Source organism: Flintibacter hominis, assembly GCF_014287965.1.
GTDB lineage: Bacteria > Bacillota > Clostridia > Oscillospirales > Oscillospiraceae > Lawsonibacter > Lawsonibacter aceti.
The window spans coordinates 292,568-304,629 of record NZ_JACOPO010000003.1 but is presented as its reverse complement, the minus strand read 5'-3'; the positions used below and the strand labels follow the sequence as shown (position 1 = coordinate 304,629).

General features: G+C 54.2%; 14 protein-coding genes. 5 read left to right on the top strand and 9 right to left on the bottom strand.

Annotation, left to right across the window (positions count from 1 at the left end):
- Positions 1-59: 59 nt before the first annotated feature.
- Together H8S11_RS06745 and H8S11_RS06740 are read right to left on the bottom strand one after the other, a co-directional pair.
- Positions 60-536: a pyridoxamine 5'-phosphate oxidase family protein gene (locus tag H8S11_RS06745; RefSeq protein WP_186852608.1), complete on the bottom strand. Its 477-nt coding sequence runs from the start codon at positions 534-536 to the stop codon at positions 60-62.
- Positions 537-552: 16 nt separating this feature from the next.
- On the bottom strand, positions 553-1,119 hold the full coding sequence (locus tag H8S11_RS06740; RefSeq protein WP_186852607.1) for a DUF4364 family protein: 567 nt from the start codon (positions 1,117-1,119) through the stop codon (positions 553-555).
- A gap of 164 nt (positions 1,120-1,283) precedes the next feature.
- Here H8S11_RS06740 and H8S11_RS06735 point away from each other — a divergent pair, with 164 nt between their 5' ends.
- Positions 1,284-2,132: a hypothetical protein gene (locus H8S11_RS06735; protein WP_186852606.1), complete on the top strand. Its 849-nt coding sequence runs from the start codon at positions 1,284-1,286 to the stop codon at positions 2,130-2,132.
- A gap of 74 nt (positions 2,133-2,206) precedes the next feature.
- Here H8S11_RS06735 and cls read toward each other — a convergent pair whose 3' ends face one another.
- Both cls and H8S11_RS14220 read right to left on the bottom strand, forming a co-directional pair.
- Complete coding sequence (cls, locus tag H8S11_RS06730) at positions 2,207-3,733, bottom strand: cardiolipin synthase (protein ID WP_240287619.1); 1,527 nt, start codon at positions 3,731-3,733, stop codon at positions 2,207-2,209.
- A gap of 31 nt (positions 3,734-3,764) precedes the next feature.
- Entirely contained in the window at positions 3,765-4,178 is a 414-nt protein-coding gene (locus H8S11_RS14220) for a metallophosphoesterase family protein (RefSeq protein WP_366460873.1), read from the bottom strand.
- 108 nt (positions 4,179-4,286) lie between these two features.
- On the opposite strand from H8S11_RS14220, the gene H8S11_RS06720 reads away from it, so the two are divergent.
- From H8S11_RS06720 to H8S11_RS06710, 3 genes are read left to right on the top strand one after another with little or no spacing between them, the layout of a single operon-like run.
- The gene (locus tag H8S11_RS06720) at positions 4,287-4,568 is read left to right on the top strand and encodes a hypothetical protein (protein ID WP_240287623.1); all 282 of its coding nucleotides are present in this window, start codon (positions 4,287-4,289) and stop codon (positions 4,566-4,568) included.
- A gap of 35 nt (positions 4,569-4,603) precedes the next feature.
- Positions 4,604-5,023, top strand: a complete 420-nt coding sequence (locus H8S11_RS06715) for a hypothetical protein (RefSeq protein ID WP_147571824.1) — start codon at positions 4,604-4,606, stop codon at positions 5,021-5,023.
- Positions 5,016-5,411 (top strand): hypothetical protein, encoded by a 396-nt coding sequence (locus tag H8S11_RS06710; RefSeq protein ID WP_147571823.1) that lies wholly within the window; start codon positions 5,016-5,018, stop codon positions 5,409-5,411. Before H8S11_RS06715 ends, H8S11_RS06710 begins: the two co-directional genes overlap by 8 nt.
- 37 nt (positions 5,412-5,448) lie before the next feature.
- On the opposite strand, the gene H8S11_RS06705 is transcribed toward H8S11_RS06710, so the two are convergent.
- From H8S11_RS06705 to trpS, 4 genes are all read right to left on the bottom strand, one after another.
- Positions 5,449-6,210: a hypothetical protein gene (locus tag H8S11_RS06705; protein ID WP_147571822.1), complete on the bottom strand. Its 762-nt coding sequence runs from the start codon at positions 6,208-6,210 to the stop codon at positions 5,449-5,451.
- 54 nt (positions 6,211-6,264) lie between these two features.
- Positions 6,265-7,413: a non-hydrolyzing UDP-N-acetylglucosamine 2-epimerase gene (gene wecB, locus H8S11_RS06700; protein ID WP_147571821.1), complete on the bottom strand. Its 1,149-nt coding sequence runs from the start codon at positions 7,411-7,413 to the stop codon at positions 6,265-6,267.
- Positions 7,410-8,546, bottom strand: coding sequence for an MraY family glycosyltransferase (locus H8S11_RS06695; protein ID WP_147571820.1), 1,137 nt, complete (start codon positions 8,544-8,546; stop codon positions 7,410-7,412). The genes wecB and H8S11_RS06695 overlap by 4 nt, the downstream gene beginning before the upstream one ends.
- A gap of 81 nt (positions 8,547-8,627) precedes the next feature.
- Positions 8,628-9,626 carry a tryptophan--tRNA ligase gene (gene trpS, locus H8S11_RS06690; RefSeq protein ID WP_147571819.1) on the bottom strand — a complete coding sequence of 333 codons (999 nt, stop codon included), beginning with the start codon at positions 9,624-9,626 and terminating at the stop codon, positions 8,628-8,630.
- A 234-nt stretch (positions 9,627-9,860) separates the two neighbouring features.
- On the opposite strand from trpS, the gene H8S11_RS06685 reads away from it, so the two are divergent.
- Positions 9,861-10,121 (top strand): GIY-YIG nuclease family protein, encoded by a 261-nt coding sequence (locus H8S11_RS06685; protein WP_147571818.1) that lies wholly within the window; start codon positions 9,861-9,863, stop codon positions 10,119-10,121.
- Between the two features lie 18 nt (positions 10,122-10,139).
- Here H8S11_RS06685 and H8S11_RS06680 read toward each other — a convergent pair whose 3' ends face one another.
- On the bottom strand, positions 10,140-11,966 hold the full coding sequence (locus H8S11_RS06680; RefSeq protein ID WP_240287628.1) for a CvpA family protein: 1,827 nt from the start codon (positions 11,964-11,966) through the stop codon (positions 10,140-10,142).
- Positions 11,967-12,062 lie beyond the last annotated feature (96 nt).

The window sequence follows — 12,062 nt, the reverse complement described above, 5'->3', positions numbered from 1 at the left end:
TGTTGCTGTATCTTACATCATAACGCTCCCTTTGAGGAATGGGAAACGGAAAGGAGGGATCATCTTTTCTTCTTGGCCTTTCCGGAGAGATCATCCATATCTACCCGCCACACGGACGTGACAGAGAGGCTGTGCTGGATAGCGGCATTGAAAAGGCCCTCTGTCATATACTGTGGGGTGAGCTTCTGGCAGAGAGCCCGCAAGCCGTCGATCTTTTCCTGATCGTCCTCCACCAAAACTACAGTCCCGGTAACGATGGCGGACTGAAAATAGGTGGTATAGTTATTGGGCGCCTCAAAATTGGGGGCGTCCTGGGCTACAAAGGTAATACATATGCGGGGACATCGTTTCAACAGCTCCACCTTGCGCCCCTCACGGGCACAGTGAAAATAGAGGCTGTTACCCACACGGACAAAGGAGAGGGGAAGACAGTAGGGAGTATCCTCCCCGGTTGTCAGAGCGGCTACCCCGTGGGTGCAGCGGTCAATAACGGACAGACAAAAGTCCCGGTCCTGTGCGCGGTCTGCTCTTCTCATGATGACATTTTCTCCTTTACGAGTTTTGTGATCCATTCCGCTGGGTCAACAGTTGAATGATCTGCCGATAAAAGTCTGTGGGCTCATCCTGAAAGCACTGGGCCATGGTGTCCGCCTGTTTCCGTTCTGGGACCAGCAGCTCCAGATGGAGAAGCGGTGTGGTTTCATCATTGAAGTCAAGCTTGAGCGTACAGGTCCCGTCTTGATTCTCCGACACCTGGGAGCGGACCTGGGCTTCTCGGCGGAGAGCTTCGTTGACCTTGACCAGATTCTCGTCACAATGCATTCGGACCGAGTAGGGGAGGCTGCTCTCACAGATCTGACTGTTTCGCACCCCCTTTTCGGTGATAGAATAGCGGTCGCCTTCTTTGGACAACTGGCCGGTCTCCACCATATGTTCCACAGCCTTGGTCAGAGAAAAGTAGTCCACGCCCGCGTCGCACAGGGCCAGCTCCAGAAGCTGAAGAAAGGTAATGGGCCCGGCAGTCCGGGCCATGATATACAGAACTAAGAACTTCAGATCCAGCTCATTTTGAATAAAGCCGATGGGGGCCATGGTGTCCACTCCTTTTGCAAGAGGCATTAAGGTACACTCCATTATACCCGATTCAGAGGAAAGCCGCAAGAGTGGGATAGAAAAGAGATGGAGCCGCACAAAATACGGAGCGCCTCATAAGATGGAATGTAAGCGAAACCCAAAGGGGCGGCTTTGACCGTCCTTACCATCCAAATCTAGGAGGGAACCATATGCCAGAAAAGGTCGTGCCCGGCCCCGTCTGCGAAGACCGCAGTATCCGGGAGGCCGTGTGCATACACACGAAAAAAATCTTTGACTCCTGCAAAGACAAAGATTGTATTGAAGACATCCGCGTCTATCCTACCAGAAGTTCTCAGGCGGTCATCGACCGGGCCCAGTCGGTAAAAGCGGGGACTGCTGAACTACTGTATGCGTACATCGATGTGGAGCCCATCAATTTCAACCGGGGCTTCTATACGGTAGATGTGCGGTACTTCTACCGCATCACTGCTGACGCCTTCGTGGGAGCCGCCCGCCCGGTGGAAGTGACCGGGCTGGCCATCTTTGACAAGCGGGTTGTCCTCTTCGGAAGTGAGGGAAGCTCCAAGATATTCTCGACTGGAGTAGTAGGAGAAGGGCCAGAAATCCAAAACCTGCCTCAAACTAATCTGCCCAGCGCGGTAGTAGAGGCGGTAGACCCCATTATCCTAAACCTGAAGTTGATGGACGCCTGTAACTGCCACTGCTGCGACAATAGTTATCTGGATATCCCACCCGCTATTACCGCTGTCTTCCAAGAGGATCTGATCGTAGACGGCGATATACACAGAATGTTCGTAACACTGGGCCAGTTCTCCATCATCCGCTTGGAGCGGGATACCCAACTTCTGATTCCAGTCTATGACTACTGCCTGCCGGAGAAGGAGTGCACCTGTGGCTGCGGCTGCGAGTGCCAGGAGGACCCCTGCGAGATGTTCCGTAAGGTTCAGTTCCCCTTCAACGAATTTTTCCCACCCAACAGCATCCAGAGCAAGGGGAATACCACCTATCAAGAGGTACGCTCCGGCTGTTGTAGCTAAAGCGGCAGGGTGCCGATAAAAAGGGCCGCCGCCACTCCAAACAGGAGGGCGGCGGCTCTTCCGCCTTTTTATTCTCACATCAGAGGAGCAAAGATACGCAGGATGCTGCGGTAGAGCTGGAGCAGGATGTTCAAATGTTTGAACCTTCGTGGAGTAATTGGCTCTGAACAGGTCAACGTCCGTTCAAAGTCCGCGCGGATATCTCGGATACAGGGCGCTTCGCACAACCAGACACCGTCCTCAAAGTGAAGAAACAGGCTGCGATAGTCCAGATTGACGGTGCCAACGGTAGCAAAACGGTCGTCTACCACAAAGTTTTTGGCGTGGATAAAGCCGGGGGTATACTCATAAATCTCTACTCCCGCATCCAGCAGAGGGGGATAGTGGGCTCGGGTCACCTCAAAAACGTAGCGTTTGTCCGGGATATGGGGCGTGATGATTTTTACGTTTACCCCTGACTTGGCGGCGTTGCACAGGGCGGTGTTGGTCGCCACATCTACCACCAGATAGGGGGTGGTGATATAGATGTAGTTTTTGGCCTTGGAGATCATATTGAGATAGACGGCCTGTCCCACCGCCTCACGGTCCAGAGGGGTATCCGTGTAGGGCTGTACATAGCCGGTCCAGGGCCGGACAGGAGAGGCCGGGGGACGAAACCGGTCAAAATTTTCATCCCAGCCACAGCAGTAATCCCATAGGGTCAAAAACATGACGGCCATAGACCAGACCGCGTCTCCCTCCAATAGGATCGCGCTGTCCTTCCAGTGCCCGAATCGCTTACGAATGTTGATATACTCATCAGCCAGATTGAGTCCACCGGTGAAGCCAACCTTCCCATCAATTACCATCAGCTTCCGATGGTCCCGGTTGTTCAGACGGAGGGACATCACCGGCAGGAAGCGATTAAATACCCGGCACTGGATTCCCTTCTTCATTAACACCTGGTCATAGTCCCGGGGAAGGGTGAACATACAGCCCATATCATCATACATCACACGCACTTCAACGCCCTGGGCCGCTTTTCGTTCCAGGATGGCCAGGATGCTGTCCCAAAAAATACCGGGCTGTATAATGAAGTATTCCAGAAAAATATAGTGCTCCGCCTTTTCCAACTCCTCCAGCATACGCGGAAAGGCCTGGTCCCCCAGAGGGAAGTATTCTGTTTCTGTATTCGTGTAGGAGGGACAGGCGGCGTATTGCTCCATATAGTGGGCCTGGCTGGCGGCGTCGCCGCCAAGGGAGATAAGGTCGTCGGACTTAAAGTCATCTTGTAGGGCAAGGGCGGATTTTTTCAAGATTCCCTGCATCCGCTTTTGCGTCCGGCGGGGGATGGTGCCTCCCCCCACCAGCAGGTAAAAGATACCGCCAAACACAGGAAAGGGCAGAATCAGGATCAGCCAGGCAATTTTGTAGCCAGGCTCCATCCTGCTGCAGATGATAGCTAAGGCGGCTAGGATGCTGATCACGATACAGCACCAATAGAAGGACTCTGTATATTCGGAGAAAACGACTACCATAATGACTAGCGTGGCAAACTGGGCCAGCAGGGCCAGACAGACAAAAACAGAGCGGTGAAACAGAATATAGAGCAGCTTTTTCACTTGACAGCCTTACCTCCTTTACGGCTAAAAATCAGTTTACAGGAAATATCTCACAGTGGAGAGTTCCATCCTTGATCTCAATAAACCCATAGCTGGAACGACTGGAACCCGGATTCATGACCCAAAGCCCGTCCTCCAGCTGATGGCACAGGGAGCGGTGGGTATGCCCAAAAAGAAGCACATCGACTTGAGCTGCTTTGGCGTCGGAAATTGCGTGGCTATATCCACTTTTTACACCCCACAGGTGGCCGTGGGAGAGAAGAAACTGTTTGCCGGCCAGAGTGATCTGGCGTTTCAGAGGCTCGGTAGTCCAGCCATCACAGTTACCGGGCACACGACAGATCGGGAGGCGCGGATAGATATCCGCCAGCATTTCAGCGTCCTGGAGCAGATCTCCCAGGTGAATGACCTGGTCTGGGAGATGTCTGTCAATGGCTGAATACATCCCGGACATGGACCGGTGGGAGTCGGAAAACACGAGAATTTTCAAATTTGTCACCTTACCATTCTAGCCGCATATACTGGAATGAAATCAAATCGGGAGTGAGCGATTGTGAATTTAAAACAGGGTCAAGACAATCTGAAAAAAGGGACTACTGCCGCTGATCTGGTGAAAAACCGTGAAGTGATCTCCAAACTGGCTAAATCCAGCGATGCCCAAAAGCTGATGTCGATTTTGAACCAGCAGGGAGGGGTGAAGGAGGCGGCCAAAGCGGCCGCTGACGGGGACCCCAGCGCCTTGATGTCTATGATGGACCGGCTGATGAGGAGCCAGGAGGGGGCGGAACTGGTAGATAGAATCGGACGCAAGGCAAAAGAGGCGGGGCTGGAATAGGAGAAACCACAGCCGGGTAGAAAGGTGGCGAGACCGTGGCCGAATTTGAGGAAAAATTGAACTCGATCCTGGGGAATGAAAAGGCCATGGGGCAGATCATGGCTCTAGCCCGGTCGTTATCAGGGGAGAACGGGCCCCAGGGGGATGGGACACAGAGCGCGGAAGAGGTCCCCGCCCAGTCTCCGGAACAGAGCGGCCCGTCCGATGGATCCTGGGACCTGTCCTCGCTGCTGGGGCAGATAGACCCGCGGATGCTCCAGATAGGGGTGCAGGTGCTGCGGGAGTATCAGAGTACCGATGATAGAAACGCGGCTCTGCTATCCGCGCTGCGCCCATTTTTACGAGAAGAACGGCGGGCCCGGCTGGACCGAGCCCAGCAGATAGCACGCATGACCCGCCTGATCCGGGTGGCCCTGACCGCTATGGGCAGGAAGGAGGAGGAGGGGAGTGTATAACCGCTACATATCAGAGGACACACCTTATGTCCCTATCCAGGAGGCCGAGCACCCCCAAGGAGGGGGCAGATCCAACAGCGGAACAAAGGGCCATGGTCCGGCCTCCACAGGGGGCTTCAGGTTTTCCTCTCTATTTTCCGGAAAGGAGGGGCTGGGCGCTCTATTGGGCGGAAAAGAGGGGGCGGGAAGCCTCTTTTCATCTGGAGACGGCAGCGGGGGGCTATCCGGGCTATTGAAAGCCCTGAAGTTAGAAGACATCGACCCGGGGGATATCCTTCTGCTGCTTATCATCCTGTTTCTTTTGGTGGAAGGAGACGATCTGGAACTGGTGATAGCCCTGGGGCTGGTCCTGCTCATGGGACTTGGAGATCGGGAAGGTGAAGATTGAGGTATCAGGATGGGACGGCCTCCGGCCGTCCCATATTTTACCTGGTATATAATATGTCACCATTGGGCAGAGCGAAGGAGGCCTCCGCTGGACAGGGAGATATAACAGTACCGTAGGAGGTCATCTGATAGACGAGCGCCCCCTCCTTTTCCAGCTCCGCGCAAATCAAAAGGCCGCTCTCCACGCTGACCCAGTATCTCTCCTGATAGGCAGGGTCTTCACGGGCCACTTCTACATAGACACAAGGAACTCCCTCACGAAGCTCATAGCCGGCGTGGGTGATCTCATCAGGATCTAATTCGGTCACGACCTCATAGGTCGGGATCCGCTGTGTCAAATCATGGGACAGGCTGTCCGCGGGAGTGGACTCCCAGCGGGAGGAGCCCTCATACCAGTAATAAAGAGTGCCATCCCCCACCAGATCGTGCCTGACCGCGCCGGAGGGAAGCACCTGTCTGCTGTGGGACCAGCCGCCGTCTACCCAAGTCTGTACCGGAATAGAGGAGGAACCACCGTCCCAGAAGGTCGTGATGGTGAGTTCTCGGTAATAGCTGTCTTTGCGGGACAGAGTCCGAATCACGCTGCCAACAGTCTGAGGTGTGACCTCCACCGCCTGGTATTGTTCTAGACCAGTTTGAGGACCGCTGACATCGCCAGTCTGTCCGTCGCCGTTCACATTGGGCAGGACGACCGACGGAGTATTGAGGGCAAAAAGATTGCGCCCAAAACTGGTGAACATAGCAGCTACGATGAGGACGATCACAGTGATTGCGATTAAAAGACGATTTTTAGGTTCCACGTCCTCACCTCCAAGATTTTTTGGGATTAATAGAGCAGATGAGTCAAAACAGACTCAAATCAAAAATTCGTCCGGAGGCTCCTTGCGCTGGCCGAAGTGCCACTGGATAGCGTCCACAATCCGGCGGCAGGCCTGGCCATCTCCATAGGGATTGACGGCATGGGCCATCGCGGCGTAGGCGTCTGGGTTTTCCAGAAGTTCCTCGGCCATCGCTGTGATGCGGCTGTAATCCACGCCGGCCAGTCTAGCCGTGCCCGCCTTAACGGCTTCAGGTCGCTCGGTCTCCCGGCGGAGGACAAGAACGGGCTTACCAAGAGCGGGAGCCTCCTCCTGAAGACCGCCGGAGTCAGTCATGACCATATAACACCGGGCCATCAGATTGTGCATCTCCTCCACATTTAAGGGGGGGATCAGGTGGGCGTTTTCAACACCGTCTAGATGCCGATGGGCGCACTCCTGGACCACAGGGGAGAGGTGGACAGGGTAGACCAGAGATACCTCGGGATGAGTCCGGGCAATATAGGCCAGAGCAGCCATGATATCCTCCATGGGCTGACCATAGTTTTCCCTCCGATGGCAGGTAACTAATACAACTTTTCGTTTTTCATACTCCAACTGGTCAAGGAGCCTTTCTGTAAAGGAAAAATCCTTTCTCACTGTAGTTTGAAGGGCATCAATGACCGTGTTACCTGTGAGAAAAATCCCGTTCGTAATATTTTCACGGGTTAGGTTGTCCCGGTTTGACACAGTGGGGCAAAAGTGCAGATCGGCGATAGATCCCACCATTTTTCGGTTCATTTCTTCTGGAAAGGGAGACCACTTGTCATAGGTTCGAAGGCCGGCCTCCACGTGGCCTACTGGTATCTTGTGATAGAACGCGGCCAGAGCCCCCGCAAAGGTAGTGGAAGTATCCCCGTGGACCAGTACAAGGTCAGGCTTCGCCTCCTCCAGCACCTGCTCCATGCCCAGCAGGCATTTAGAGGTGATAGTGGATAAGGTCTGTCGGGGCTCCATGATATTCAGGTCGTAGTCAGGTTTTAACCGAAAAATATCCAGTACAGAGTCCAACATCTCCCGGTGTTGAGCTGTGACACAGCACAGAGCGTCTATGCCGGGGCGCTTCGATAGCTCCAGGGCCAGAGGGGCCATTTTGATGGCCTCCGGCCGGGTGCCGAAGATCGTCATAACTTTCAGGTCGCTCATTTTTCAGACTGGTCCTCCTCACCAAAGAAGTTGTCGTTGCCAGAAATCTGTGTCTTGTGATGCCTTCCTGGGTCCTGAGGCGTATGCCTCCCGTCATTGTGTGTCAGAAACAGGCCGGCAGCCAGACCGCCGGCCGCGCAAAGCGCGACCAGAAACAGCATGGCTTTGAATACCCCACTGGTGGTCAGCACTACGGCGGACAGGCCTAGGATCGCACTGATGATATAGAGCACAGCGACTGCCTGCTTTTGGGAAAAGCCCATGTCGATCAGCCGATGGTGGATGTGCCCACGGTCTGGAGTCATAGGGGACTGCCCCTTGGATACCCGACGGAGGATTGCGAAACAGGTGTCAAAAATGGGCAGACCAAGCATGAGGAATGGGACCGCAAAGGAGATGATCATGTGGAACTTGAACAGCCCCTGAATGGACACAGAGGCCAGGATAAAGCCCAAAAAGGTTGACCCGGTGTCCCCCATAAAGATTTTGGCGGGATTCAGGTTATAGGGCAGGAAGCCGATGCAGGCGCCGGCCAGGGCGGCCATCAGAAGGGCCACATCCGGCTCAGATACAGTCAAAGCGATGACCAGCAGAGTCATGGAGCTGATGGTGGAAACTCCGCAAGCCAGTCCGTCCAGACCGTCAATCAGATTGACGGCGTTTGTGATGCCCACGATCCACAATACAGAGATGGGGATAGACAGCCATCCCAGCTCCCAGTAAGGCTCGCTGCTGAAAATATTAGGGTTCGAGAGAAACTCGATCTTATTCCCCGCCCACACGGCGACAAGGGCAGCGGCGATCTGTACCAAGAATTTAGGTTTGGCGGGGAGGGCATAGATGTCGTCAAAAATTCCTAGTATGACGATGATGACACCGCCTAAAAGCATTCCACGCAGCTGCTCCGTCAGCGGGACAAATAGGAGGACGCTGAGCATGAAGCCAAAAAAGATGGCCAGTCCACCCATACGGGGGATCGGGTGGTCATGCATCCTCCGCCCGTCCTTTGGGATATCCACCGCGCCGACACGAAAGGCCAGCGATTTCACAACAGGAGTGGCAATCAGAGATACCACCGCAGCGGTTAGCAGGGCGGCCAAAGCCATCCCCACCACAGAAAGTTGAATCGGCATATCAAATCCTCTTTTGCGTTTTTCTGACCAGCTTTGCCCTTCGGGCCAAGCCGCAGAGGCGGATGAAGTGGCAAAATAGAGTCAGCGGGCCACAAAGCCTACCTTTTTATAGACCTTACGAAGCGTCTTGTTCGCTACATAGGATGCCTTCTGGGCCCCTTCGGTGTAGACCTTCTCCAGATAAGCCTTATCCGCCAAAATGTGGGTAGCCTCCTCCCGGATGGGGCGCAGGCACTCCACGACTGCCTCGCCCACAGCGGGCTTGAATTTGCCATAGCCTAGGCCGTCAAACTCGGCCTCAATCTCCTCAAAGGTCTTACCAGTGACGGCGGAATAAATGTTCATCAGGTTGGCCACTCCTGGCTTGTGCTCCGGGTCGAAATGGACGCATCGCTCCGTGTCGCTGTCGGTGATAGCCCGCTTGAACTTTCTGGCGATGTCCTCCGGCTTCTCCATCAGGAAGACACAGCCCTCTGGGATGGACTTAGACATCTTGGAATCAGGAGTAGTCAGTCCCATAATACGGGCACCGGCCTTCGGGATATAGGGCTCCGGCATTTTGAATACATCACCGTAAATCCCGTTGAAACGCTGGACAATGTTCCGGGTCAGCTCCACGTGCTGCTTCTGATCCTCTCCAACGGGGACAAAGTCGGGCTGGTAGAGGAGAATATCGGCCGCCATGAGAGCGGGATAGGTGAACAAACCGCCGTTGATGTTGTCCTTATGCTTGGCGGATTTGTCCTTGAACTGAGTCATCCGGGACAGCTCGCCAAACATAGTGTAGCAGTTGAGTACCCAGCCCAGCTCCGCGTGGGCAGGGACATGAGACTGGATGAAGAGAGTGTTTTTTTCAGGATCCAGGCCGCAGGCGATGTACTGGGCCAGCTGCTCCAGCGTGCGGCGCCGCAGGGCGGCGGGATCCTGCCGGACTGTGATGGTGTGCATATCTGCCATAAAATAGTAGCAGTCGAACTCCTCGGCCCGGGCGGCCCAATTTTTGATGGCACCCAGGTAGTTACCCAGGTGCAGATCTCCGCTGGGCTGGATGCCGGAGAGCATTACTTTTTTTTCGTCCATCTGGTGTTGCTCCTTTATTTTAGGGCACAGAGGATAAGCGCCCATATAATATCATTTTATTTTAACACTTTATAAAAAGAATGGCAATAAAAGATTGAACGAAGAGGGATGATTTCCTTGTAGATGTTTTATTTCTGTGATAGACTTTTTCTGGAAAGAAAAATATTGGAATCGTTTTCTTCTGATACCGGCACATCCCATTTTTTCACTATGATTCAGCAAGGGGGGAGAGGAGTGTCGTGGTTTGTTTATATCCTCCGCTGTGGAGATGGGACACTGTATACTGGGATCACCGACGACGTAGACCGCCGCCTAGCCGCTCACCGGGCGGGCAGAGGGGCCAAATATACCAGGGGGAGAGGCCCGCTAGAGCTATGCTACACAGAGGCGCAGCCAGACAAGCCTGCCGCCCTGCGCCGGGAGCTGGCGCTCAAAAAGCTTCGCCGGGAACAGAAAGAGAAATTAATCCAAACATGGCACAGGAGCGCCAGATAACTGGCGCTCCTGTGTGACTTATGCCTTGGGCTGGGTGATAATAGCGGTGAGGCCATCGGCTCCGCCGATGACGCCGATCTGCTCACTGTCCAAAGGGCTGAAAGATGAGTCCGCGGGCTGGGGGGTAGTGTCGGTGGGGCTATCAGCTTCGCCGATGACGTCCAAAATGGCCAGGGAATAGCCGTCCAGAATACTGCTTTGGCTCCCTTCGGCGGCCACCGCGTGGTCAATGGTGACCAGGTCCCCAACATTCAAGGTGACTACCTCACGGTTCTGAGCGGCGGAGATGGAGTAAAACACGTCCTCTCCCTCCAGACGGACGAAATAGTAGGTGTTGCCCTCCAGCACAGCACTCCGAATTTCTGCCACAATGCCGCTGACCTGCGTCTGGGGAAGCTCTTCCGCCTGTGTTACTCCCTTTTCGGTGAGCTGACGGATATAGGCCTGCTCACAGGCGGTGACTGAGTTTCCAGTCGCCACGATATCATATCGGGCCACATTGACCATAGCGTAACTCTTTACCAAACTGGCTGCATCCTTAAGGGGGATGAAATAGGTGGGCTCTCCAGCGATGTTCAGCAGCAGGGGGAAGGTAGCCTCATATCCCAAGTCCTGGACCACGCCCTGTGCAGAAGCCATGGCGGCATACTCTGTAGCGCCGGGAGCATCATAAAATTTGGTCTCCTTGGTCCTCTGGTTACTGAGCAGGAAGCCTAGGTTGGACTGGTCAGCGTTTGCGGAAGTAATACCAGTATACACATACACGTCATCGTTGAGAGCGATATAGTTATACCCCTCGGTGGTGACAGTCACACCCCGCTGGCCCAGAATGGAATTGATGAAGCCGTTGACCAGGGTTCCATGGTAATCGTACTGCTCCATGATCAGGGCGGGGGTATACACATTGTCTACCCAGGTTGGGACTTCGCTGATGTCGTAATAGACGCTCTCCCCGGTAATGGCGTCGCACAGTACGGCCCCCTGGATATCCCGGCCACCGAACAGACCGATGGTCTTGACCACTCGGGGAGCGATCCACCAGGGGTGTCCATCCTCGTCAATCTCAAATTGGGGGGTGTCAAAGAGAAAAGTGGGGTACTGGAAACGGAGATGGCGCATGATGTTCCGGTTCAGGGGCTCGGAGAAGGAGTACTTCATGCCCTCAGTCAAGCGAGTAACTGTGGCCTCCTGGGTGACCATATCTACCAACACATAGGCGGGCAGGCCCTCGCTCCGGTTGGTGAACCACTTGATGAGATCAGCGTAGGCGATAGGAGCCACCCGGACAGGCCGCCCCTGGTAGTTGATCTGGGTGGAGTCATTGGAGTATTCAAACTGACTGACCATATCGCTGAGTGTACCCATCTGACGGTCGCCCAGATACTCGGCGGACTCCCGATCTAGAGTGGGGATCTTATCAAAAGAGATTTGGCTGATGTCTTCCGTGAACTTACCATCCTCTACTGTGAGCAGATCCCGGTAAGAGGACGCGCGGAAGATGGGCAGGGAAATAATCTGCCCCACCAGCGCGACCGCCAATACCACCACGAACAGGATGCCGACCGGAAGACAGCGGCTCTTGACAAACCGGACCCACTCCTTCAGCTTTTCAGCCGGGGTGCGTACCACGTTGTCTCTGGGGGCACCGGACAGCAAAAACACACAGATCACATAGACGACACATAGAAGGGCGAGGAAGGTGTAAAAATCACTGGACTGGGGATTGATGGCAGGCAGACTGACATAAAAGTAGAGGAAGCCAACCACCGCTGTGATGACCAGACTGAGAAGGGTGCGCCCAAAGCCTGTTTTGAGGAAAGGGGACCCAGACCGTTCTTTTTTCAAATTAATTCTCCTTTTATCATAGTTCTGAGGGTGCTGAAAAAATATCATAATATATCATAGACGATTTTTTAAAAAAAAGCAATCAAGAGCGCATTA